The following is a 22,396-nucleotide window of genomic DNA, read 5'->3' as shown; positions in this document are numbered from 1 at the left end:
GCACGGTCTCCTTGCGCCCTATTTTGCCGCCCGGATACGCCGGGCGTCGAGAATCACCTGAACGACGAGCACGATGACCGCTACCGTCATCAACAACGTCGAGACCGCGTAGGCGCCGTACTCCTGGCCCCGGCTGTAGCGGTCGGACACCAGCAGGGTCAGCGTCTGCGACGTGCCGGGCAGATTCGACGAGACCATGATCACCGCACCGAACTCGCCGAGGGTGCGCGCGACGGTCAACACGATGCCGTAGGTCAGCCCCCACCGGATGGAGGGCAGCGTGATCCGCCAGAACGTCTGCCACCACTGCGAGCCCAGGGTGGAGGCGGCCTCCTCCTGGTCGGTGCCCAGTTCGTGCAGGACGGGTTCGACCTCGCGGATGACGAACGGGACGGTGACGAAGATGCTGGCCAGCACGATGCCGGGCAGCCCGAAGATGATCTTGAAGCCGAGGTTGTTCTCCACGAACCCGAGCAGCCCGGCGCTGCCCCAGAGCAGGATCAGCGCCACGCCGACCACCACCGGCGACACGGCGAACGGCAGGTCGATGACCGCCTGCAGCGCGCTCTTCCCCCGAAACCGGTTGCGCGCCAACACCAGTGCGGTGGGCACCCCGAACAGCACGTTGAGCGGCACCACGATGGCCACCACCAGCAGGGACAATTGCAGCGCCGAGATGGCCGCCGGGGTGGTGATCGAGCCGACGAAGGCGCCGATACCCGGTTCGAAGGTGCGCCACAGGATCAGGCCGACCGGCACGATGACCAGGATGGTGACGTACGCCAGCGCGAGGAACCGCACCAGGTACCGCACCGCGGGTGAGAGGGTCATCTCGACAGTTCCTCACGCTTGGCCGCGCGGGAACCGACCGCACGCAAGATGAACAACACGACGAACGAAACCAGCAGCAGCACAATCGAGATGGCCGCCGCACCGGTCCGGTCGTCGTTCTCGATCAGGGTGCGGATCCACTGTGAGGACACTTCGGTCTCGCCGGGAACGGCGCCACCGATCAGCACGACGGAGCCGAACTCGCCGATCGCCCGGGAGAACGCCAGGCCGGCTCCGGACAGCAGGGACGGCAGCAGCGCAGGCAGGATGATCTTGGTCAGGATGGTGAAGCTGTTGGCGCCCAGGGAAGCCGCCGCCTCTTCGACATCGCGGTCGAGTTCGAGCAACACGGGCTGCACCGAGCGCACGACGAACGGCAACGTGACGAACAGCAGCGCCACACCCACACCCCATTTGGTGTGTTGCAGGTGCAGGTCCACCGGACTGTTGGGGCCGTAGAGAGCCAGCATCACCAGGCTGGCGACGATGGTCGGCAATGCGAACGGCAGGTCGATCACCGCGTCCACCAGCCGTTTGCCGGGGAACTCGTCACGGGTCAACGTCCAGGCCACCAATAGCCCGAACACCAGGTTCACCACGGTGACGCCGATCGAGATGGTGACCGTGACCTTGAACGACTCCAGCGCCGCGTTGGAGCTGACGGCCTGCCAGAAGGTGGACCAGCCGCCCCCGGCGGACTGCCACAGGATCGCCGCGAGCGGCAGCAACACGATCACCGAAAGCCAGATCGATGCGGCCCCCACCCGCAGCGACGTGGTGCCGAGACGATGACGACGCTCCGCCCCGGGAGCCGAGGCTCCCGGGGCGGGGCTCACCGCGGTCTCCGGAGAGAAGGTCATCCGGTGGCCTGCTTGTAGATCTTGGTGATGCTGCCGCTGTCCTTGTCGAACAGCGCCGGGTCGACGTCCTTCCAGCCGCCCAGGTCGGCGATGGTCCACAGCTTCTCCGGGCTCGGGAAGTCCTTGGCGAAGTCGGCGGCCACGGCGGGGTCGACCGGGCGGAAGCCGGCCTCGGCCCACAGCTTCTGGCCCTCGGCGGTGTAGAGGAAGTTCTTCAGCGCAGTGGCCTGCTGCAGGTGAGCGCTGGTGCTCACGACGGCTACCGGATTCTCGATCTTGAAGGTCTGCGGCGGGTTGATGTGCTCGACGTCCTTACCCTGCCGCTCGACGTTGATCGCCTCGTTCTCGTAGCTGATCAGCACGTCGCCGGTGCCCTGCAGGAACACGTCGGTGGCTTCACGGCCGGAGCCGGGGCGGGTCTTGATGTGCTCGGTGACCAGCTTGTCGACGAAGTCCAGGCCCGCCGCCGAATCCTTACCGCCATTGCTCTTGGCGGCGTACGGGGCCAGCAGGTTCCACTTGGCCGAACCCGAGCTCAGCGGGCTGGGCGTGACGACCTCGATGCCGGGCTTGAGCAGGTCGTCCCAATCCTTGATGCCCTTGGGGTTGCCCTTGCGCACCACCAACGAGACCACCGAGCCGAACGGGATGCCCTTGGTGACATCGGAGTTCCAATCCTTGGCCACCTTGTCAGCCTTCACCAGGCGGGCGACGTCGGGCTCGACGGAGAAGTTCACGATATCGGCGGGCTTGCCGTCGACGACACCGCGGGACTGGTCACCGGAGGCGCCATAGGACGTCGTCACCGCGACGCCTTTGCCCTCGGGGGTGGCAGCGAACGCCGGGATGATCTTGCTCCAGCCCGGCTCCGGGACCGCGTAGGCCACCAGCGTCAGCGTGGTGTCGGCCTTGGCGTCACCGGTGTCGCCGACCACGTCGCTGGAGCCTCCACCGCACGCGGCGAGCAGGGTCGCCGACAGGGCCAGCGCTGCAGCCGCGGTCCAGCGCGACTTGATGGTCTCGGACATCTATGGCCTTTCTTCATCAGTGACGGGAAGGGGCGGAGCTTGGCCCGTCACGACGGAGAAATTGGCCGGGGAACTCATGGCTGGGATGCAGCCATCACCGACACCGAACCGCGGGACGGGTTGGGGTCAGCGACAACAGTGCACAGTGACGACAGCGCAAAGATCGACGACAGCAGGAGCCAGGACATGGCTCTGCGTGCTGCCGAGCGCTGCGTGCATGGCGCGAAGCCTAACAGAATCGACTCGGTCTGCTCATCGAGCGGTTCGCTGTGCGCGTCAGCGGGTGAAGTACCAGGTCACGATGACCAGAACGACAAGGATGAGCAGGATCAGCGTGACCCGCGAGCGCGGCATCTGGTTCACCGCGGGTCCCCGTCGTCATGGCGGGCCCGGCGCAGCAGCTTGATGCCGTTACCCAGGGCACCGTCGAGCAGGACCGCCATGCCGTACGCCAACGCCAGCACGACCGGCATCACCACGGCGGTCTGGGCGACGAAACCCAGACCCGACAGCCACAGCTCGACACCGTCCCACCAGCTCAGGATCCCGCCCATGCGGACCACAGTAGTGCCACCATGTGTCCATGCCGACATCACCGGATCGCACCGGATGCCTGATCGCCGGCGGCGGCCCCGCCGGCATGATGCTGGGCCTGCTGCTGGCCCGTGCCGGGGTGGATGTCACCGTCATGGAGAAGCACGCCGATTTCCTGCGCGACTTTCGCGGTGACACCGTGCACGCCAGCACGCTGCGCAACCTCGACGAGCTGGGCCTGGGCCCGGCGTTCGCGGCCGTCCCGCACCGACTGATCGACACCATCAGCATGTCGGTGCAAGGCAGCCCGGTGAACATCGACCTGCGGCATCTACCGGGCCGGCACCAGCACATCGCCCTGGTGCCGCAGTGGGACTTCCTGGAGCTGCTGGCGACGGCGGCCGAGGCCGAACCCTCGTTCACGTTGCGGCGCAGCACCGAGGTGCTCGGGCCGCTGCGGTCCGAGGGCACGGTGACCGGGGTGCGCTACCGCGACGCGCAGGGTGAGCACGAGCTGCGCGCCGACCTCACCGTCGCCTGCGACGGCCGCGGGTCGACACTGCGGGATGGGATGGGATTGGTGCCCAAGGCATTCGGGGCGCCGATGGACGTCTGGTGGTTTCGGCTGCCGCGGGCCGAGGGCGACCCGCACGGCCTGGCCGGCGTGCTGGGGACGGGCCACGCGATGATCGTCATCGACCGTGGCGACTACTACCAGTGCGCCTACATCATCCCCAAGGGCAGCGACGCCCGGCTGCGTGCCGAAGGTATCGACGCGCTGCATCGCGGCGTGGTGGAACTGGTGCCCTGGCTCGCCGACCGGATCGGCACGTTGACCGACTTCGCCGACGTGAAACTGCTCGACGTCCAGCTCAACCGGTTGCACCGGTGGTATGCCGACGGCCTGCTGCTGATCGGCGATGCCGCGCATGCGATGTCGCCGGTCGGCGGCGTCGGGATCAACCTGGCGGTGGCCGACGCGGTGGCGGCCGGGCGGATGCTGGCCGATCCGTTGCGGGCCGGCCGGGTGACGACGCGCGAGCTGGCCCGGGTACAGGCCAGGCGCTGGGGCCCGACGGCGCTGATCCAGGGCGTGCAGCGGGCCATCCACGCCACGGTGATCGCCAAGGCGATCGGCGGTGCCGACAGTCCAGATACCGTCGACGGCGCCTCGTCGACGTCGGGCAGCCCCGCCCCCGTCCGGATGTTGGCCCGAATCCCGTTGCTGCGCAGCATCGCCGGCTACGGGGTGGCCATCGGACCGCTGCCCGAACACGTCCCGGCGTTCGCCAGGCGCTGAACCGGCAAACCGCCGGGTTTCTGTCCCCGGTGGACGACAGGCGGCCCGGCGGTCGATGATGTCGGCATGGTCCTGGAACACACCGACTCCGACACGCCGCTGTCCGTCACGGCACCGGTCCCGTACGCGACGACGGGGCCGTCGTTGCGGAACCCGTTTCCGCCGATCGCCGACTACGCGTTCCTCTCCGACTGCGAGAACACCTGCCTGATCTCGGCGGCCGGGTCGGTGGAGTGGCTGTGCGTCCCGCGCCCCGACTCCCCCAGCGTGTTCGGCGCCATCCTGGACCGCGGCGCCGGGCATTTCCGGCTCGCCCCCTACGGCGTGACCGTGCCTTCGGCCCGTCGCTACCTGCCCGGATCGCTGATCATGGAGACCACCTGGCAGACCCATACCGGCTGGATGATCGTGCGCGACGCCCTGGTGATGGGGCCCTGGCACGACATCGAGACCCGGTCCCGTACCCACCGGCGCACCCCGATGGACTGGGATGCCGAACACATCCTGCTGCGCACGGTGCGCTGTGTGTCCGGCGTCGTCGAACTCGTGATGAACTGCGAACCCTCCTTCGACTACGGCCGCCAGCCCGCCACCTGGGAGTACTCCGCGGCCGCCTACGGCGAGGCCATCGCCCGTTCGCACAAGGACCCCGAAGCCCATCCCACGCTGCGCCTGACCACCAACCTGCGGATCGGCCTGGAAGGTCATGAGGCCCGCGCCCGGACTCGGCTCACCGAGGGCGACAACGTGTTCGTCGCACTGTCGTGGTCCAAGCACCCGGCGCCACAGACGTTCGAGGAAGCCTCGGACAAGATGTGGAAGACCAGCGAGTCGTGGCGCCAGTGGATCAACATCGGCGATTTCCCGGACCACCCGTGGCGTTCGTACCTGCAGCGGTCGGCGCTGACGCTGAAGGGGTTGACCTATTCACCGACCGGCGCGCTGCTGGCCGCCCCCACCACGTCACTGCCGGAAACCCCGCACGGCGAACGCAACTGGGATTACCGCTACTCCTGGATCCGGGACTCCACGTTCGCGTTGTGGGGGCTGTACACCCTGGGTCTGGACCGCGAGGCCGACGACTTCTTCAGCTTCATCGCCGACGTGTCCGGCGCCAACAACGGCGAACGCCATCCGCTGCAGGTGATGTACGGCGTCGGTGGGGAACGCAGCCTCGTCGAAGACGAGCTGCACCACCTGTCCGGGTATGACAACGCGCGGCCGGTCCGCATCGGCAACGGCGCGTACAACCAGATGCAACACGACATCTGGGGCACCATGCTCGATTCGGTCTACCTGCACGCCAAATCCCGCGAGCAGATTCCCGAGATGCTCTGGCCGGTGCTGAAGAATCAGGTCGAGGAAGCGATCAAGCATTGGCGCGAGCCCGACCGCGGCATCTGGGAGGTCCGCGGCGAGCCGCAGCACTTCACTTCCAGCAAGATCATGTGCTGGGTGGCGTTGGACCGCGGTTCCAAACTTGCCGAGCTGCAGGGCGAGAAGTCTTACGCGCAGCAATGGCGGGTGGTCGCCGAGGAGATCAAGGCCGACATCCTGGCGCACGGGGTGGACTCGCGTGGGGTGCTGACCCAGCGCTACGGCGACGACGCGCTGGACGCCTCCCTGCTGCTGGCCGTGCTGACCCGGTTCCTGCCCTCGGATGATCCGCGGATCCGCGCGACCGTGCTGGCCATCGCCGATGAGCTGACCGACGAGGGCCTGGTGCTGCGCTACCGGGTCGAGGAGACCGACGACGGGTTGTCCGGTGAAGAGGGCACCTTCACCATCTGCTCGTTCTGGCTGGTGTCGGCGCTGGTCGAGATCGGCGAGGTGAGCCGGGCCAAGCATCTGTGCGAGCGGTTGTTGTCCTTCGCCAGCCCACTGCATCTGTACGCCGAGGAGATCGAACCGCGCACCGGGCGCCACCTTGGCAACTTCCCGCAGGCGTTCACCCACCTGGCGTTGATCAACGCCGTCGTGCACGTCATCCGCGCCGAGGAGGAGGCCGACAGCACCGGCGTCTTCCAGCCGGCCAACGCCCCCATGTAGGAGCGATTGGCCACCTAGTTCGGCGGCCGACGAGCGAGCAGCCAAGACTCCCCGTCGCCCTCCCCCGCGGCGATGGGCTCCAGTTCCGTAAATGCCCGGCCCAATTCCCCGGCCACGGCGCGAAACGGGCCCGGCGATCCACCCACCTCGCTGAGCACGCAGATCGCCAGCAGCCCACCGGGTTTCAGCCGGTCGACGAAAGCCCGGTACAACCGGGGATCGCGAAACCGGTGACACAGCAGCACGTCGACCGCGGGCCCGGCCGGCAGTCCGTCGTCCAGATCGACGACGGTGAAGCGTGCCGTCGTCCCGGCAGCGAGAGCGCGCGCCTGCTCGATCGCGACGACCGAGGCGTCGACGCCCAGCACGTCGAGTCCGCGACGCGCCAGCCAGACCGCTGCCGCACCCTGACCGCAGGCGATGTCCAGCGCCGTGCCGGAGGCGGGGAACACCGTTTCGTGCGCGGCGAAGGCGGCCGGCAGTGCGGGCTCGCAGACTCGGCGGCCGCTGTACACCGCATCCCAGCGCTCGCGGTCGTGCATGGTCACCGACACCACCCTAGAAGCCTTCCCACGCTCGAATGGCGAAACCTGGCGGGCGGGAATACGACCGTCGACGGCATTGTTGGGCGAGGGCATGCGCGCCATCGTCTACGACCCGCACGCGCCGTCCAACCTACGTCTCGGGGAGGTCGGTGAGCCCGCACCCACCGCCGGCCAGGCCGTCATCGACGTGCACGCCATCGCGCTGAATTTCGGTGAGGTGCGTTTCATCGACCACATGCGCCGGCCCGGTGAGGTACCCGGTTGGGACAGTGCAGGTGTGGTGGCCCAGGCCGCGGCCGACGGGTCGGGTCCGCCGGTCGGCACCCGGGTGGTCGGTTTCGGCGGCGAGGGCGGTTGGGCCGAGCGCCGCGCGGTGGACAGCCAGAACATGGCCGAGTTGCCCGAGTTCGTGGAGTTCGAGGAGGCGGCCGCCCTCCCGGTCGCGGGTGTCACCGCTCTGCAGGCGTTGCGGGCCCTGGGGCCGGTGGTCGGGCAACGGGTGCTCATCACCGGGGCCTCGGGCGGGGTCGGGCGGTTCGCGGTCCAGTTGGCCGCTCGGGCCGGCGCCCATGTGGTGGCCGCGGTCGGCAACCCCGCCAGGGGTGACGGCCTCACCGAACTGGGTGCCGCCGAGGTCGTCGTCGGACTGGACGGCGTCGACGAACCGGTCTTCGGTGTGCTGGACAATGTCGGCGGACCACTGCTGGCGCAGGCCTTCGCCCTGGTGTCCGACGGCGGTTCGGTGCAGTCCATCGGGATGGCGTCCAACGAGCCCACCACCATCGACCTCGAGGCGCATCGTCGGCTGGGCAACCGGAAACGCTTGGAGCCCTTCATGGTTCGTGCGCCCTTCCAAGCCGACCTGCATTACCTGCTGACGCTGCTCACCGATGGTGAACTCGACCCGCAGATCGGCCTGCGCGACTCGTGGGTCAACGTCGGTGCCGCGACGCAGGCCCTGTTGAACCGGCAGGTGCCCGGCAAGGCCGTGCTGCGGGTGGTCTAGCCCGGTTGCTCTGCCGTTGATCAGGTGGTCGCCCGGGGTGCGCGGATTGTGCCAATGCCGTTCCAGCCCAAGCTGTTCGCCCGTACCGTTGTTCTGATCGAGTGAAAGCAGTTGGCGGGCAGGGCGATACGGTCAGAACTACTTCTTGCTGGCGTTGTCGATCATCTTCTGCACGATGCCGGCCGCTTCGTCGTTGATGCCGTACGCGCAGGCCCACGCCTCGACGGTCACATTGGAGACATACGACATGGCGTGCTGGCATTCCCAGCCGCCGGCGTCCTCCTGCATGGTGCGTTGCGTGATGACCTGGTCTTTGACCTCCAGATCGTCGAGTTGCCAGGTGTAGCTGGACTGCCCGTCGTCCACCGATACCGCCGAACCGCCGCACTGCTTCCACGTCGACTCGGACTTCTCCCAGAACCGCTGGGCCTTGTCCGCACTGGGATACAGCACCACCGTCTGTTCGGCCCAGTGCTGGTTGTCCTCTTCCGGCTCGCGCGCCACCTGGTCACGCACCGACGTCCACCCGCTGCCGTCGTAAACCGGTTGTTCGGCGCCGTAGATGGCACCCAAGCAGTCCGGATCCGAGATGTCCCGGGAATGGTCGGTCATCTGATTCAGTTCGCTGGTGATCTCCATGTCGCTGGCACCCATGACGGCATTGATATCGCGCACCGACAACAGCACCCGGTCGAGCTGGGAGTCTTTCAGCGGCGGCACGTCGGCGGGAGCCGCGTTGCGGTCGCGGACCGCAACACCGGTCACCGTGCTGACGCATCCGGTCAACAGGAGGGCCGCGGCGGCCATACCCGACAGGGCCAGCAGGCTACGGCACGGTTTTGCGGCGCTGTTCACCGCGTCATTCTGACCGATGGTGCGGCTGGCGTCACTTCTTTGGCTTGTCCGCACTCGCGTCGGTGGACAGCGCGGCGACGAAGGCTTCCTGCGGCACATCCACCCGCCCGATGGTCTTCATCCGCTTCTTGCCTTCCTTCTGCTTCTCCAGCAGTTTGCGCTTGCGGGTGATGTCACCGCCGTAGCACTTGGACAGCACGTCCTTGCGAATGGCCCGGATGTTCTCGCGGGCGATGATCCTCGACCCGATGGCGGCCTGCACCGGCACCTCGAACTGCTGGCGCGGGATCAGCTCCTTGAGCTTGGTGGTCATCTTGTTGCCGTAGGCCGAGGCGCCGTCCTTGTGCACGATGGCGCTGAACGCGTCGACGGCCTCACCCTGCAGCAGGATGTCGACCTTGACCAGGTCGGCCTCCTGCTCGCCGGCCTCCTCGTAGTCCAGGCTGGCGTAGCCGCGGGTGCGCGATTTCAGCGAGTCGAAGAAATCGAAGATGATCTCGCCGAGCGGCATGGTGTAGCGCAGCTCGACGCGTTCCGGGGACAGATAGTCCATGCCCTGCAGCTCACCGCGGCGGGACTGGCACAGCTCCATGATGGTGCCGATGAACTCGCTCGGCGCGATGACCGTCGTCTTGACCACCGGCTCGTAGACGGTGCGGACCTTGCCCTCGGGCCAGTCCGACGGGTTGGTGACGATCAGCTCGGTGTTGTCTTCCTTGATGACGCGGTAGACGACGTTCGGCGAGGTGGAGATCAGGTCGAGGTTGAACTCGCGTTCCAGCCGCTCCCTGGTGATCTCCATGTGCAGCAGCCCGAGGAAGCCGCACCGGAAACCGAAGCCGAGGGCCACCGAGGTCTCCGGCTCGTAGGTCAGCGCGGCGTCGTTGAGCTGCAGCTTGTCCAGGGCTTCGCGCAGGTTGGGGTAATCCGAGCCGTCCACCGGGTACAGACCGGAGTACACCATCGGCTTGGGTTCGCGGTACCCGGTCAGCGCCTCCTTGGCGCCGTTGCGGGCCGTGGTGACGGTATCCCCGACCTTGGATTGGCGGACGTCCTTCACCCCCGTGATCAGATAGCCCACCTCACCGACGCCCAGACCGACGCTGGGCTTCGGTTCGGGTGAGACGATGCCGACCTCGAGCAGTTCGTGGGTGGCGCCGGTGGACATCATCGCGATCTTCTCGCGCGGGGTGATCTTGCCGTCCACGACGCGGACGTAGGTGACCACGCCGCGGTAGATGTCGTACACCGAGTCGAAGATCATCGCCCGGGTGGGCGCGTCCGGATCACCGGTCGGGGCCGGCACCTGCGCGACCACAGCGTCGAGCAGTTCGGCCACCCCGGCGCCGGTCTTGCCGGACACCCGCAGCACATCGGACGGCTCGCAGCCGATGATGTGGGCGATCTCGCCGGCATAGCGGTCCGGGTCGGCGGCCGGCAGGTCGATCTTGTTCAGCACCGGGATGATCGTCAGGTCGCGGTCCAGCGCCAGGTACAGATTGGCCAGGGTCTGGGCCTCGATGCCCTGGGCGGCGTCGACCAGCAGCACCGCGCCCTCGCAGGCTTCCAGCGCGCGGGACACCTCGTAGGTGAAGTCCACGTGCCCGGGGGTGTCGATGAGGTGCAACACGAATTCTTCGTCGTTCACCTTCCAGGGCAGCCGCACGTTCTGCGCCTTGATGGTGATTCCGCGCTCCCGCTCGATATCCATCCGGTCCAGGTACTGGGCTCGCATGGAGCGGTCGTCGACGACACCGGTGAGCTGCAACATCCGGTCGGCCAGCGTCGATTTGCCGTGGTCGATATGAGCGATGATGCAGAAGTTCCGGATCTGCGCCGGCGCGGTGAACGTCCGGTCGGCGAAACTGCTAATTGGGTTTCTCCTGGTCGAGGCGCGATATGTGACTCCAGCGTATCGAGCGTGGCCCGTCCCGACACAATCGGAGGACCTATCCTCGTTTCCATGGCGTCGCAGTGGAAAGCCTTCCAGCGCCTCGCGGGACACCTCGTCTTCAACGAAGCGCCGAAACTCATCCGCCAATTGCCCTCACCGGAGCGGGTGCTGCAGCAGGGCATCAAGATCGGCTTGGACGTGCTGGCCGGGGCACCGGCCCAACAAACCCCCGCGATCACCGCGGGCCGGCCCGTCACCGACGCGAGCGTGCCCACCGCGCAGCGCGCGCGGCGCATCATCTACTCCCCTGACCTCGACGGTCAGGCCGATCCCGGCGAGATCGTCTGGACCTGGGTGGTCTACGAGGACGACCCGACCCGCGGAAAGGACCGGCCCGTTCTGGTGGTCGGCCGCGACCGCGATGTGCTGCTCGGGTTGATGCTGTCCAGCCGGGACTACCACGCCGGCGATAAGGATTGGGTCGCCATCGGCACCGGCACCTGGGATGACGACGGCCGGCCCAGCTGGGTGCGCCTGGACCGGGTGCTCGACGTGCCCGAGGACGGTATCCGCCGCGAGGGCGCGATCCTGGACCGGGACCGCTTCGAGCTGGTCGCCGCCCGGCTGCGGGCCGACTTCTCCTGGTCCTGACCCCTACCCCGCCCAATTGATCAAATCGGCGGGGTTGTGCGAGTGCGATCCGGCGAAACGTCGATCTCGGCGCGCGCTCACCGACTCGGGGCGGCGTAACGGATACTCGGGCGCCCCTGCTCGACGGTGATGCGGCAGTCCACCCGGTACACCGCGGCCACCAGCCGTTCGGTGAGCACCTCGGCCGGCGGGCCGGCGGCCACCACCCGGCCCCCGGACAGCACGATCAGCTGATCGCAGAACATCGCGGCGAGGTTGAGGTCGTGCAGGGCGACCACCGTCGTGACGTCGAGAGCCCGGACCAAGGCCAGAATGTCGAGTTGATGGGCGATGTCCAGGTGGTTGGTCGGCTCGTCGAGCAGGAGTTCGCCGGGCTGCTGGGCCAGTGCCCGGGCGATCTGCACCCGCTGACGTTCCCCACCGGACAGGGTGTGCCAGTGCCGGCCGGCCATGTCCGTCAGCCCGGTCGCCACCAGTGCTTCGCGCACCGCGTGGTCGGTGTCCCGGGCAGCCCCGATCGGCCCGGTGTGCGGGATGCGACCCAGCCGCACCACCTCGCGGACCGTGATGTGCAGATCGGTATCGGCATGTTGGCCGACCATCGCCACCCGGCGGGCAATGGCCCGGCGCGACAATCGGTCCAGTACCACGCCGTCGAGTGTGACCAGCCCGGAGTCGGGTCGGTCCACCCCGGCCAACAGCCGCAGCAGCGACGACTTTCCAGATCCGTTGGGCCCCAGCAGGCCCAGGGTGCTCCCCGGTTCGGGGTCCACCGTGACACCGACGAGCACCACCTGCCCGGAGCGGGTCCAGCCGACCTCCAGCGCCCGCAGGCTCATCGGTGCACCCCCCGGCGGCGCAGCAGGATCACCGCGAAGGCCGGCACCCCCAGTAGCGCGGTGACCACCCCGGTGGGCAGCTCCTGTGGCGCGAAGACGGTGCGAGCCAGCGTGTCCACCCACACCATGAAGATCGCGCCGAACAGGGCGACCGTCGGCAGCAGCCGCAGATGTCCCGGCCCGACGAAGAAACGCGCCGCGTGCGGTAGCACCAGACCGACGAAGCCGATGGCGCCGGTCGCGCTGACCAGCGCCGCGGTGACCAGCGCCGTCACCACCAACAGCACGGTCTGGGCGCGTCGCACCGCGACGCCCAGGGTGGCGGCCGCATCCTCACCGAAGGCGAAGGCGTCCAGCGTGCGCCCGAATCCCAGGCAGCACACCAGCCCAGCCGCCACCACCGACCCACACGTCAGCACATCGGCCCAGTTCACCCCGGCCAGCGATCCGAGCAGCCAGAACAACACCCCGCGCGTCTGCTCGGCGTCGGCCGAGGACAGCACGATGAACGAGGTGAGCGCCGAGAACAACTGGGTGGCCGCGACGCCGGCCAGGACCACCCGGTCGGTGCTGCCGCCGGCGGCATACGCCAGGGCCAGCACCACCGCGAAGGCCAGCAGGGCGCCGGCGAACGCCCCTGCGGACAGTGACACCGCGCCCGCACCGGCGCCGAGCACCACGATGAGCACCGCACCGGTGGAGGCGCCCGAGGAGACCCCCAGCACGAACGGGTCGGCCAGCGGATTGCGCAGCAGCGACTGCATGATCGCCCCGCACAACGCCAGACCGGCCCCGCAGATCGCGGCCAGCGCCACCCGCGGCAGGCGCAACTGCCAGACGATGCCGTCCTGCAGCCGTGTCGCACCCGAGGGGCCGGCGCCCAGATGTTCGGCGACGATGCGATACACATCGCGCACCGACAACGCGGCCGGGCCGATCGTGATGGCCACCGCGGCCGAAAAGAGCAACAGCACAAGGCCGGCGGCCCACAGCGTGACCAACGCCGGCGTACGGATGCTCACTTGCCCGTCACGAATCCGAGTTCACGCAGCCGGTGCGCCACCTTCTCGGCACCGTCGACGGTGCGGATGGACGGGTTGAGGTCGGCGCCGTTGACGACGATGTAACGCTTCTCCCGAACGGCGGTCAGCCTGGCGGTCACCGGATTCGATTCCAGGAACTGGATTTTGGTGGCCAGCGAGTCGCCCTCGATGGTGCGCCGGCTCAGGTCGGCCAGCACCAGCACATCGGGATCGCGGGCGGCGACCGCCTCCCAACTGACCTGGGGCCACTCATCGATGGTGTCGGCGAAGATATTTCGGGCACCGACCGTTGCCGCGATGATGCCTGGTGCTCCACAACAGCCGGCCATGTAGGGCGCACGGATATCGGAGAACCAGAAGGCCATGTCGACATCGGCGACAGCACGGGCGGCCGTCATCCGCCCCCGTAGCTCGGCGGTCAGTTGTTCCCCACGGCTCGGCACGTCGAAGATCCCGGCCAGATCTCGGATCTCGTCGTAGATGAGTTCCATGGTCAGCGGCGCGATGCGGGCGCCGTCCGCGCTGCCGGTCACCCTCCCGACACAGTCACTCGGCGCCAAATACGTGGGCACCCCCAGCTTCTCGAACTCGTCACGGTCGGCGACGCCGCCCGGTCCGAGGGTGCCCGCAAACGACGCCGAGACGAAATCCGGTTCCGTGTCGAGCACCGTCTCCAGCGCCGGCTTGTTCACCGCCAACTGCGGGACCCGGGCATTGTCGGCGGCCAGGTCCGGCCGGATCGGGTCGGTCCACGTAGCGGTGCCCACCATGCGGTCGGCCAGTCCCAGCGACAGCAGGATCTCGGTGGAGCCCTGGTTGAGCGACACCGCCCGGGCCGGCGGTGCGTCGATCACGACGTCGCGGCCGCAGTTCGACACGGTCAGCGGGTAACCCGCGGCGCCGGCGGATCGCTGCGCCGGCGCGGCCGATTGCCCGCACCCGGCCAGCAGCAGCACCGAGCAGATCGCCGCCGCGGCGCGGCCGATCATCGCGTCGGCCCGATCGCGGCGAATCCGGCGGCCAGTTTCTCGACGGCGTCAACCTGCCGAATCCCCGGATCGAGTTCGGAACCGGTGAGCACGACGTAATGCTTCTCGCGCACCGCCGACAGGTTCCTGGTCACCGGATCAGATTCCAGGAAGCGAATTTTCGTCTCCAGCGCGTCACCGTCCACGCGGCGCCGGTTCAGGTCGGCCAGCACCAGCACGTCGGGATCGCGGTCGGCCAGGGCCTCCCAGCTGATCTCGGGCCAGTCCTCGCGGGCGTCGGCGAAGACATTGGTGACGCCCAGTTCACGTGCGTACAGTCCGGGAGCCGAACAGCAGCCCGCCAGATAAGGCGTCCGCAGGCCGGAGAACCAGAAAGCCACCGTGGGATGGGATCCGGCCGCCTTCGGCGCCGCGGCCAGCCGCTGTTTCAGCCGGGCCACCAACCGGGCACCGCGATCTCGGACATCGAAGATGGTTGCCAACTCGGTGATCTCACGAAAGAGGGTGTCCATGCGCAACGGTTCGGTGCGGGTGACGGTCTCACCGTCGACGGTGGCACCGTCACACACCGACGGGGACTGGTAGGTCGGGATGCCCAGTTGGGCGAAGCGGGCGCGGTCGGCAACCACCGCCGGGGTGAAGGTGTGCGCGCTGGCCGAGGTGACCAGATCCGGTTCGGTGTCGAGGACGGTTTCCAACGACGGGTCGTTGTCCGCGAGCCGGGGCACTCGCGCGTTGTCCGCGGCCAATTCGGGCAGAACCGGATCGAACCACGTCGAGGTCCCCACCATCCGATCGGCCAGTCCGAGGGACAGCAAGATTTCCGTGGATGCCTGATACAGCGACACGGCTCGGCGGGGTGGATTGTCGAAAGTGACGCGGACACCGCAGTTCTCCAGTGTCAGCGGGTAGCGGGTGTGACCGCTGGCGTCGGCCGGTGCCGGCGGGGGTTCGGCCGATGTCGCCGTGGTGCAGGCAGTAAGGGCAAGGGATATGGACAGGAGCACGGCGATAGCACGCACGGTGGCTTCCTTCGATGCGGGGCCCGGTCGCGGGGCCGTCAACGGTCGGTACCGGCCGCAGGCATTCGGACTCGAGGCTCACCGCCTCACACCGCTGCGCGTCAGCTCCGGATTCTCACCGGATTCCCCTGCTGCTCGGCAAGCGCACTCTACCGGACCCGCCAGCGCTATCGTGGCTGCCGCCACATCGGCCACAGCGAGGGTCCCCCGTCGGGCAGCGTGATCTCCCCGGTCACCTCGAAGCCGAACCGTTGGTAGTAGCCGATATTGGCCGGATTACTGGACTCCAGATATGCCGGGGCGTGCTCGGCATCGCAGCGGTCCAAGCGCGAACGCATCAGTGCCTGCCCTTGACCGCTACCGCGGACCGTGGGGTCGCTGCCGATCACCGCCAGATACCAGTGCGGCTCCTCGGGGTGATGGCGTTTCATCAACTCGCTCACCTGCTGACCGCGGCGCAATGTGCGCCCGAACGTCAGCAGCAGACCGGGCGCGGCACGCAACTCCTCGACGGTGGTGTGCTGCCAGCGACCCGGCGGGTCCCACAACGCGCAAGCCCCGATTGACGGTACCGCCGACGTGACCCCGCTTGTCGGTACCGCCGACGTGACCCCGATTGTCGGCACCGCCGACTTCACCCCGCTCGTCGGCACCGCCGACGCCACCTCCACCCCACCGCGCGACAGGTGATGATGCCGGGTCAACGCGGCGAACACGCGGTGCAGTTTGCGCCGCCGGGCAACCGGATCGGGCAGCATCCAGGCCATCACCGGATCGTCATAGAAGGCGCGGCCCAGCACCTTCGACAGTTCCCCGATATCGGCACGGACGGCGGGACGGACCTCGATATCGCTCACATCGCCCAGCCTATTCAGCCCTGCGTGATGTAGGCCTGCAGTTGCTCCTGTTGGGATTCCAGTTCCTGCATCCGCGTCTTGACGACGTCACCGATGCTGACGATGCCGGCCAGCCGGCCGCCGTCGAGCACCGGGATGTGCCGCACCCGGTTGTGGGTCATCGCCGCGCTGAGGCTGTCCACCGAATCGCCGGGTGAGCAATAGACCAGATGCTTGGTCATGATGTCGGCGACCGGTCGCTGTAGCAGGTCGGCGCCCAGCTCGTGGAGTTTGCGCACCACATCGCGTTCGGACACGATGCCGACCGGACCGTCCGGACCGACCACCACCATGGCGCCGATATTGCGGCCGACCAGGCCTTCCAGCAGATCCGCGACGGCGGTGTCCGGGGCGATGGTCGCCACCGTAGCGCCCTTGCTCTTCAGCACGTCCGAGATGCGCACCGAACCTCCAGTGGTGATGTGGATCACACCAGAGTAGGTCGGTTCGCTGCCGGACGAAAGCCCCGGCGGACTCTCAATCGGTCGCGTCCAGGCTGACCCGCAGGGCGATGGCGGCGTCGTCGAACTGCGCGGCCTGCGCCGTGATGCGGCCGATTTCGCTGGGACGTTTCAACAGTCCGCGCACTGCGATGGTCGCGACCTGCTCCCCGACCCGGATCGCCTCCTCCGCCCGGTCGCCCCTGTCCGGATGCAGCCGGGTGCGCTTCTGCGCACCCTCGTCGAAGTTCAGCAGGAGGCCCGCGGTCTCCTCGCGGTCGCAGTCGATGAACTTGCCCTCGCCGACCGCCGCACCGATCAGGTCGACCACCCACTGCCGCAATCGCTCGTAATCGGTCCAGAACTGGTGGAACTCGTCGCGCTGCTCGTAGGCGATCCGCTGGATCTCGTTGAAGTCGATGGGCGACATCGCCAGTTGCATCGTGTCGAAGCGCAGCAGCCGGTACAGCTTGACCGCGGGCGACCCCGATCCCGCCCCCACTTCGGCGATGAACTTCAGTGGCGCCCGGTTGACCAGCAGCGTCTCCTGTAGCAGCTGTTCCTTGTTGCGGAACCAGTAATACAGCGAGGACTGCTGCAGCCCGGCGGCACGGGCGATATCGCTCATCGTGGTCTGGGCGTATCCCCGCTCGGAGAACAGTTTTGTCGCCGCATTCACGATGCCCGTGCGCGGCGACGCCGGGGGGCCGTCGCCGCTTTCGGATCCCGATCCCACGCGCGGACGTCCGATGGCACGTACCTGCGCCTTGCGCTCGGGAGGGGGCACGAGACGCATTCTAGAACCGATCGCTACGGCAGCGGCGGTTGCTCGGTCCGAGCCCGTGCGACGACATCCCGGGCCGCGGAGACGATATCGCGCCACAGCGCCAGGCCGAGTTCCTTGGAAGCCCGCGACGGATGGCCCGTCACCCCGTTGGTCGACACCTGGGCCACCGAGTAGCGGAAGACCAGCCCGGCGGTGCGGTCGGGATCGTCGGCCTCGGCGAATCGGTCGGTGTCGACCAGTTCGGGTCGCAGCGCCAGCATGATCGAGGTCTCGGCGGCGTTGGCATGCCAGTCGACGGCATCGGCGGTGGCCGTGGCCGCGATCTCGGGTGTCAGCTCCCACCACTGCATGACACCGATCCGGCCATCCGGATGATCACGCCGAAAACGGTCGCAGGCCAGCCACAGCGGTGCCGCGTTCCCGACGTGCCCGTTGACGAACAGGATGCGCCGCACCCCGGAATCCAGGCAGGCTCGCGCCACCTGGTAAGCCCGGTCGGCGGTGTCCGCGCCGGAGAACGCCACCGTGCCCGCCAAATCGGTCCCGTGGAACTGGCTGGCGCCGTAGGCGATCGCCGGCAGCACGACGGCCGACGGTCCGTCACCGCCGGCAGCCGCCTCGGCGACCGCGGTGGCGATGACGGTGTCGGTGCCGACCGGCAGGTGCGGCCCGTGTTGCTCGGTGGCGCCGACGGGGATGAGCGCCACCAGCGCCGGGTCGGCGGCCACCGCCGCGGTCAACCGGGCACAGGACAGTTCCTCCCAGCGCATGGTCACCAGAACCGCAGGTAGCGATCGGTCTCCCAGGACGAGACATGCGCGGTGAAAGAGTCCCATTCCGCGCGCTTCTCGGCCACGAACGACTCGAACATGGCGTCACCGAAGACGTTGCGCACCAACGGATCCGATTCCAGCGCATCGATGGCTTCCCCCAGGGATCGGGGCAGCCACCCGATACCGCGGGCGGCCAGTTCCAGGTCGGAGACGTTGTAGAGGTTGTCCCGGTTGGGCTCACCGGGATCCAGGCCCTCCCGAATGCCCTCCAGGCCCGCCGCCAGCATCAGCGCCGCGCCGAGGTACGGGTTGTTGGCACTGTCGGCCGCCCGGCACTCCACCCGTCCCCCGCCTTTGGGGATGCGCATCATGTTGGTGCGGTTGTTGTCGCCGTAGCACGCGAAGACAGGCGCCCAGGTGAGCCCGGACATGCTGCCCTGCTTGACGAGTCGCTTGTAGCTGTTGACCGTCGGGGCGATCACCGCGCAGATTGCCGAGGCGTGCCGCAGGATCCCGGCGGTGAATCGGTAGCCCAGTTCCGACAACCCGCAGCCACGCGGATCGTCGGTCGATTCGAACAGGTTGATGCCGTCGACACCGGCCAGCGACATGTTGTAGTGCGCGCCGCTTCCGGTCCGATCGGCGAACGGTTTGGGCATCCACGAGGCGAACAAGCCGTGCTTGCGGGCGATCTCACCGACCATCATCCGGAAGAACACCAGCCGGTCGGACATCGTCACCGCGTCGGTGTAGGTGAAGTCCGTCTCGAACTGGCCGTTGCCGTCCTCGTGGTCGAATGAATAGACGTCCCAGCCGAGTTCGTTCATGGCCGTGACGATTTCGTCGACGACGGCATAGTTGTGCAGCAGGCCGCGTAGGTCGTAGCAGGGTTTGTCGAGGTTGTCGTCCGGGCTGGCCGGTGCCGGAGTGCCGGCCCGGTCATCGGTGAGGAGGAAGAACTCGGTCTCGATGCCGAGGTTGAAGGTGTAGCCCAACGCCGCGGCGTCGGCGGTGACCCGTTTGAGGATCTGCCTGCTGCAGGCTTCGAACGGGGTGTCACCGATCCACAGATCGCCCGGGAACCAGGCCACCTCCTTGTTGAACGGGGCGATGATCGCTGCGCCCAGGTCGGGGTGCGGGGCCACCTCGTCATCGTTGACATCCTGCGGGACGCCGTCCAGCGCCGCTCCGGTGAACATCTCCGAGCCGCGGGCCGCCTGCCCGAGGTGGTTCAGCGGAACCATCTTGGCCTTCGGCTTTCCGTGCATGTCGACGAAGCTGATGGCGGCGTACTTGACCCCCGCGGCGCCGAGCCGTTCGGCAACCTCCGTCGCGGTGGTGTGCTGGACGTGACCGTTGAGTGTGCTGGTCATTTCTGGTCCTTTCAGCCTGCGGAGGCGAGATCGGCGGTTTGGGAGACGATTCCGAGTTCTCGTCCGAGGTAGCGGTAGAACTCCCACAGTGGTTGTTCCAGGTGTGACAGGCGTCCGGTGGAGGTCACCCCGGCACGGACCGACTTCTGCACGGCCGCGCACACGTCGAGGTCCTCCCGGTGGATGTCGCAGATGGACTTCACCAGCTGGCTGCGCCGGGCGTCGAGATCGGGTGCGGCGAGCGCGGCCGGCGACATCGCGATGTCGAGGTGGATCTCGACCTTTCCGGCGCCGACGGGCAATGTCTTGAGCCAGTACATGAATCCCGGGCCGAGGGAGATCTGCAGCAACGGATAGGCGATGAAGATCAGGATCTGGTGGCTCTGTTCGGGGGCCAGGGTCGGCGCGCCCGGCGCCATGAATGGTTCGGCGGCGGGATAACCCTCGGCTTGCTTGGACACCATGGTGCTGAAATAGGGTCCGCCGCGGAAGTTGGCGCTGAGCTTGGCCGGGAACTCGTCCTCGAGGGTTCCGCGGTGCGGTCCCATGTGGTGGTAACACTCCATGAAGTTGTCCACCATGATCTTCCAGTCCCAGTCGCATACCCCCCAATCGGTGTGTTCGACGATCTGGTAGTTCTCGAAGTCGTACGGGTCGACCATCGATGCCAGCCCGGCGAGCTGCTCGGCGACCGGGGCGGCTTGCCCATCGAAGTTGACGAAGACGAACCCCTTCCAGATCTCGTGCCGGAACTGCTTGAGCCCGTGGTCTTTCCGGTCGAAGCCGGCGGCCTGTTTCATCTCCGGCGCACCTGCGAGATGTCCGTCCAGCCCGAAGGACCACAGGTGGTACGGGCATTGCAGCACGCCGGCCTCGCCGGCGCCGCTGCACACCTCCATCCAGCGATGGGTGCAGTTGCGCGAGAGCACCCGGATGTCGTTCTTCCGGTCGCGGGTGACCACCAGCGGGGTGCCGAGAATGTCGATGCTGTAGTAACTGCCCGGTGCTGGCAGCTCCTCGACGCGGCACAACGGGATCCAGCCCCGCTTGAAGATCCGATCCACCTCCGCGGCATACAGTTCGTCGCTGCCGTACGCCTCCGGTGGCAGTGTGATGGCGTTTTCCGGTGATTCCACCGCACAGGTGGCGGCGAGCCGGGAGTAGTCGAATGACATGGGAATCCCTTCTGCGGGTCAGGCGGTGACGGCGGTGGCCGCGGTGATCGGGGCAACGGGGATGTCGGCGTCGCGCGCGGCTGCCGAGCGGTTCAGCAGGTAGTGCAGACCACCGGCGACGATGAGCCCGACGACCCAGGCAATGTCGACGCCGCCGAGCGCGTTGGCGGCCGGCCCGACGAACAGGGCGCAGCTCATGAACGGCACCTGGGCTATGACGGCGACCGCATAGGTGGCGATGGCCTTCCAGTTGACCAGGCCGTAGCGGCCGCGCATCGAGACGATCGCGGCGACGTCGTAGCGGCCGCGGTGGATGAGGTAGAAGTCCACCAGGTTGATCGCCGTCCACGGCACCAGCATGTAGAGCAGCAGCATGATGAGGTTCTGCAGATTGGTCAGGAAGTCGCCGGACAAGAAGATGCCGATGGCGGTGCCCAGGAGCGCGAATCCGCCGGTGACCGCGGCCCGCACCAGGCGGGAGACGTGCGGCGGACCGCCGGCCTGGGTGACGGTCGAGAGCCCCGCCATGTACGGCCCGTACAGGTTGTCGCAGTTCGCCCCGATCATGCCCAGGACCAGGATGATCGCGATGAGGGGGGCGCCGACCGGTGAGAGGCTCGACAGGTAGACGATCGCGTCGGCGCTGAGGCTCTCCAGCGCGTAGACACCGACGATGGCACCCAGCGCCATGAACGTGATCGCGCCAGCGCAGCTGCCGATGAGGGTGTACCAGAAGGTCTTTGCCCCGCCCTGACTGGTGGGCAGGTAGCGCGAGTAGTCCGAGACGTAGGGCGCGAAGGTGATCTGCCAGCTCGCGGCGATCGACAGGATGAGGAAGAAGTTCGCGAAGCCGGGATGGCTCTCGGCCGGCGGTGCCGAACCGAAGTGGGCGATCGCGGCGACGAAGAGCAGCACCAGCACGATGACCGACACCGCGGCCATGGCGCGGTCGAAGGCGTGGATGACGCGGTACCCGGCGAAGGCGATGAACCAGGTGAGCGCGTTGCAGATGATGATGCCGGTGGAGGTCGGCATGCCGAAGATGCTGGCGATGGCCTGGCCGCCGATGACGCCGGCCCCGGAGAAGTAACCGATGTACATGATGATGGCCAGCAGGTTGGGCAGGGCCGCACCGAAGAACCCGAATTGGGCTCGGCTCTGGATCATCTGGGGCAGGCCGAGTTGCGGGCCTTGCGCCGAGTGATAGGCCATGAAGACCGATCCGATGAGGTTGCCGACGACGATCGCGATCAGCGTCGGTACCAGGCCGGCACCGACGGAGATGCCGATGGCGCCGGTGGTGGCGGCCATCACCGTCGCGTTCAGGGAGAACCACAGGGGGAGCAGGTGCCACGCTCGCCCGTGCCGTTCTTCCTCGGGGATGGCGCCGATCGTCCGTTGTTCGATGAATGTTGCCATGTGAATTCCTGTGACTCGGAAGGCAGTTGGGTCGCCACAGTCGTCGTGACCACCTCAAGGTAAGCAGCCTCTGTTGCCACCCTGTTT

22 protein-coding genes and 1 riboswitch are annotated in these 22,396 nt (G+C 67.7%); of the genes, 4 read left to right on the top strand and 18 right to left on the bottom strand.

Features of this window, described 5'->3' with window-relative positions:
- Window positions 1-18: 18 nt before the first annotated feature.
- From cysW to AWB94_RS21730, 4 genes are all read right to left on the bottom strand, one after another.
- Window positions 19-831 carry a sulfate ABC transporter permease subunit CysW gene (gene cysW / locus AWB94_RS21745; RefSeq protein ID WP_062655388.1) on the bottom strand — a complete coding sequence of 271 codons (813 nt, stop codon included), beginning with the start codon at window positions 829-831 and terminating at the stop codon, window positions 19-21.
- Window positions 828-1,691 (bottom strand): sulfate ABC transporter permease subunit CysT, encoded by an 864-nt coding sequence (gene cysT / locus AWB94_RS21740; RefSeq protein WP_062655389.1) that lies wholly within the window; start codon window positions 1,689-1,691, stop codon window positions 828-830. Before cysT ends, cysW begins: the two co-directional genes overlap by 4 nt.
- Window positions 1,688-2,719, bottom strand: coding sequence for a sulfate ABC transporter substrate-binding protein (locus tag AWB94_RS21735; RefSeq protein WP_062655390.1), 1,032 nt, complete (start codon window positions 2,717-2,719; stop codon window positions 1,688-1,690). Before AWB94_RS21735 ends, cysT begins: the two co-directional genes overlap by 4 nt.
- Window positions 2,720-3,078: 359 nt before the next feature.
- Window positions 3,079-3,273: a hypothetical protein gene (locus tag AWB94_RS21730; RefSeq protein ID WP_062655391.1), complete on the bottom strand. Its 195-nt coding sequence runs from the start codon at window positions 3,271-3,273 to the stop codon at window positions 3,079-3,081.
- A 23-nt stretch (window positions 3,274-3,296) separates the two neighbouring features.
- Here AWB94_RS21730 and AWB94_RS21725 point away from each other — a divergent pair, with 23 nt between their 5' ends.
- Window positions 3,297-4,553: an FAD-dependent oxidoreductase gene (locus tag AWB94_RS21725; protein ID WP_409365959.1), complete on the top strand. Its 1,257-nt coding sequence runs from the start codon at window positions 3,297-3,299 to the stop codon at window positions 4,551-4,553.
- Between the two features lie 66 nt (window positions 4,554-4,619).
- Window positions 4,620-6,602: a glycoside hydrolase family 15 protein gene (locus tag AWB94_RS21720; protein ID WP_062655393.1), complete on the top strand. Its 1,983-nt coding sequence runs from the start codon at window positions 4,620-4,622 to the stop codon at window positions 6,600-6,602.
- Window positions 6,603-6,616: 14 nt separating this feature from the next.
- On the opposite strand, the gene AWB94_RS21715 is transcribed toward AWB94_RS21720, so the two are convergent.
- A complete protein-coding gene (locus AWB94_RS21715) occupies window positions 6,617-7,144 on the bottom strand; it encodes a class I SAM-dependent methyltransferase (protein ID WP_062655452.1) in 528 nt (175 codons plus the stop codon).
- A 94-nt stretch (window positions 7,145-7,238) separates the two neighbouring features.
- Here AWB94_RS21715 and AWB94_RS21710 point away from each other — a divergent pair, with 94 nt between their 5' ends.
- Window positions 7,239-8,153 (top strand): zinc-binding dehydrogenase, encoded by a 915-nt coding sequence (locus AWB94_RS21710; protein ID WP_062655394.1) that lies wholly within the window; start codon window positions 7,239-7,241, stop codon window positions 8,151-8,153.
- 138 nt (window positions 8,154-8,291) lie between these two features.
- Here the strand turns inward: AWB94_RS21710 and AWB94_RS21705 are convergent, their stop codons facing one another.
- Window positions 8,292-9,008, bottom strand: coding sequence for a sensor domain-containing protein (locus AWB94_RS21705; RefSeq protein ID WP_307188154.1), 717 nt, complete (start codon window positions 9,006-9,008; stop codon window positions 8,292-8,294).
- Window positions 9,009-9,039: 31 nt separating this feature from the next.
- Window positions 9,040-10,881: a translation elongation factor 4 gene (gene lepA, locus AWB94_RS21700; RefSeq protein WP_062655454.1), complete on the bottom strand. Its 1,842-nt coding sequence runs from the start codon at window positions 10,879-10,881 to the stop codon at window positions 9,040-9,042.
- Window positions 10,882-10,971: 90 nt separating this feature from the next.
- Between lepA and AWB94_RS21695 the strand changes: the two genes are divergently transcribed.
- Window positions 10,972-11,553 carry a type II toxin-antitoxin system PemK/MazF family toxin gene (locus tag AWB94_RS21695; protein WP_201029501.1) on the top strand — a complete coding sequence of 194 codons (582 nt, stop codon included), beginning with the start codon at window positions 10,972-10,974 and terminating at the stop codon, window positions 11,551-11,553.
- 77 nt (window positions 11,554-11,630) lie between these two features.
- On the opposite strand, the gene AWB94_RS21690 is transcribed toward AWB94_RS21695, so the two are convergent.
- The 11 genes from AWB94_RS21690 to AWB94_RS21640 all read right to left on the bottom strand — a co-directional run bounded on the left by AWB94_RS21690 (window position 11,631) and on the right by AWB94_RS21640 (window position 22,309).
- The gene (locus tag AWB94_RS21690) at window positions 11,631-12,392 is read right to left on the bottom strand and encodes an ABC transporter ATP-binding protein (RefSeq protein ID WP_062655395.1); all 762 of its coding nucleotides are present in this window, start codon (window positions 12,390-12,392) and stop codon (window positions 11,631-11,633) included.
- Window positions 12,389-13,414, bottom strand: a complete 1,026-nt coding sequence (locus AWB94_RS21685; protein WP_165605281.1) for a FecCD family ABC transporter permease — start codon at window positions 13,412-13,414, stop codon at window positions 12,389-12,391. The genes AWB94_RS21690 and AWB94_RS21685 overlap by 4 nt, the downstream gene beginning before the upstream one ends.
- Window positions 13,411-14,424 carry an ABC transporter substrate-binding protein gene (locus AWB94_RS21680; RefSeq protein ID WP_062655397.1) on the bottom strand — a complete coding sequence of 338 codons (1,014 nt, stop codon included), beginning with the start codon at window positions 14,422-14,424 and terminating at the stop codon, window positions 13,411-13,413. Before AWB94_RS21680 ends, AWB94_RS21685 begins: the two co-directional genes overlap by 4 nt.
- Window positions 14,421-15,446, bottom strand: a complete 1,026-nt coding sequence (locus tag AWB94_RS21675) for an ABC transporter substrate-binding protein (protein WP_062655398.1) — start codon at window positions 15,444-15,446, stop codon at window positions 14,421-14,423. Before AWB94_RS21675 ends, AWB94_RS21680 begins: the two co-directional genes overlap by 4 nt.
- A gap of 39 nt (window positions 15,447-15,485) precedes the next feature.
- A riboswitch (cobalamin riboswitch) is annotated at window positions 15,486-15,621 on the bottom strand.
- Entirely contained in the window at window positions 15,614-16,303 is a 690-nt protein-coding gene (locus AWB94_RS21670; RefSeq protein WP_062655399.1) for a GNAT family N-acetyltransferase, read from the bottom strand. (Overlaps the previous riboswitch by 8 nt.)
- A 14-nt stretch (window positions 16,304-16,317) precedes the next feature.
- The gene (locus AWB94_RS21665) at window positions 16,318-16,746 is read right to left on the bottom strand and encodes a CBS domain-containing protein (RefSeq protein ID WP_062655456.1); all 429 of its coding nucleotides are present in this window, start codon (window positions 16,744-16,746) and stop codon (window positions 16,318-16,320) included.
- 73 nt (window positions 16,747-16,819) lie between these two features.
- Window positions 16,820-17,578 (bottom strand): TetR/AcrR family transcriptional regulator, encoded by a 759-nt coding sequence (locus AWB94_RS21660; protein WP_062655400.1) that lies wholly within the window; start codon window positions 17,576-17,578, stop codon window positions 16,820-16,822.
- A 14-nt stretch (window positions 17,579-17,592) separates the two neighbouring features.
- Window positions 17,593-18,339 (bottom strand): creatininase family protein, encoded by a 747-nt coding sequence (locus AWB94_RS21655; protein WP_062655401.1) that lies wholly within the window; start codon window positions 18,337-18,339, stop codon window positions 17,593-17,595.
- 2 nt (window positions 18,340-18,341) lie between these two features.
- Window positions 18,342-19,715, bottom strand: a complete 1,374-nt coding sequence (gene glnT, locus AWB94_RS21650; RefSeq protein WP_062655402.1) for a type III glutamate--ammonia ligase — start codon at window positions 19,713-19,715, stop codon at window positions 18,342-18,344.
- A gap of 11 nt (window positions 19,716-19,726) precedes the next feature.
- Window positions 19,727-20,890, bottom strand: a complete 1,164-nt coding sequence (locus tag AWB94_RS21645; RefSeq protein ID WP_062655403.1) for an aromatic ring-hydroxylating oxygenase subunit alpha — start codon at window positions 20,888-20,890, stop codon at window positions 19,727-19,729.
- Window positions 20,891-20,908: 18 nt separating this feature from the next.
- Window positions 20,909-22,309 (bottom strand): purine-cytosine permease family protein, encoded by a 1,401-nt coding sequence (locus AWB94_RS21640; protein ID WP_062655404.1) that lies wholly within the window; start codon window positions 22,307-22,309, stop codon window positions 20,909-20,911.
- Window positions 22,310-22,396 lie beyond the last annotated feature (87 nt).

This window comes from Mycolicibacterium canariasense (assembly GCF_002101555.1).
GTDB classification, from domain to species: domain Bacteria; phylum Actinomycetota; class Actinomycetes; order Mycobacteriales; family Mycobacteriaceae; genus Mycobacterium; species Mycobacterium canariasense.
Note: the sequence above shows the minus strand (reverse complement) of the source record. Positions and strands in the feature narration are given on the sequence as shown.

What these genes read in the sequence shown, in the direction of transcription:
- cysW (WP_062655388.1), bottom strand. Translation starts at nt 831, where the DNA reads ATGACCCTCTCACCCGCGGTGCGGTACCTGGTGCGGTTCCTCGCGCTG.
- cysT (WP_062655389.1), bottom strand. Translation starts at nt 1,691, where the DNA reads ATGACCTTCTCTCCGGAGACCGCGGTGAGCCCCGCCCCGGGAGCCTCG.
- AWB94_RS21735 (WP_062655390.1), bottom strand. Translation starts at nt 2,719, where the DNA reads ATGTCCGAGACCATCAAGTCGCGCTGGACCGCGGCTGCAGCGCTGGCC.
- AWB94_RS21730 (WP_062655391.1), bottom strand. Translation starts at nt 3,273, where the DNA reads ATGGGCGGGATCCTGAGCTGGTGGGACGGTGTCGAGCTGTGGCTGTCG.
- AWB94_RS21720 (WP_062655393.1), top strand. Translation starts at nt 4,620, where the DNA reads ATGGTCCTGGAACACACCGACTCCGACACGCCGCTGTCCGTCACGGCA.
- AWB94_RS21715 (WP_062655452.1), bottom strand. Translation starts at nt 7,144, where the DNA reads ATGCACGACCGCGAGCGCTGGGATGCGGTGTACAGCGGCCGCCGAGTC.
- AWB94_RS21710 (WP_062655394.1), top strand. Translation starts at nt 7,239, where the DNA reads ATGCGCGCCATCGTCTACGACCCGCACGCGCCGTCCAACCTACGTCTC.
- AWB94_RS21695 (WP_201029501.1), top strand. Translation starts at nt 10,972, where the DNA reads ATGGCGTCGCAGTGGAAAGCCTTCCAGCGCCTCGCGGGACACCTCGTC.
- AWB94_RS21690 (WP_062655395.1), bottom strand. Translation starts at nt 12,392, where the DNA reads ATGAGCCTGCGGGCGCTGGAGGTCGGCTGGACCCGCTCCGGGCAGGTG.
- AWB94_RS21680 (WP_062655397.1), bottom strand. Translation starts at nt 14,424, where the DNA reads ATGATCGGCCGCGCCGCGGCGGCGATCTGCTCGGTGCTGCTGCTGGCC.
- AWB94_RS21660 (WP_062655400.1), bottom strand. Translation starts at nt 17,578, where the DNA reads ATGCGTCTCGTGCCCCCTCCCGAGCGCAAGGCGCAGGTACGTGCCATC.
- AWB94_RS21655 (WP_062655401.1), bottom strand. Translation starts at nt 18,339, where the DNA reads ATGCGCTGGGAGGAACTGTCCTGTGCCCGGTTGACCGCGGCGGTGGCC.
- glnT (WP_062655402.1), bottom strand. Translation starts at nt 19,715, where the DNA reads ATGACCAGCACACTCAACGGTCACGTCCAGCACACCACCGCGACGGAG.
- AWB94_RS21645 (WP_062655403.1), bottom strand. Translation starts at nt 20,890, where the DNA reads ATGTCATTCGACTACTCCCGGCTCGCCGCCACCTGTGCGGTGGAATCA.
- AWB94_RS21640 (WP_062655404.1), bottom strand. Translation starts at nt 22,309, where the DNA reads ATGGCAACATTCATCGAACAACGGACGATCGGCGCCATCCCCGAGGAA.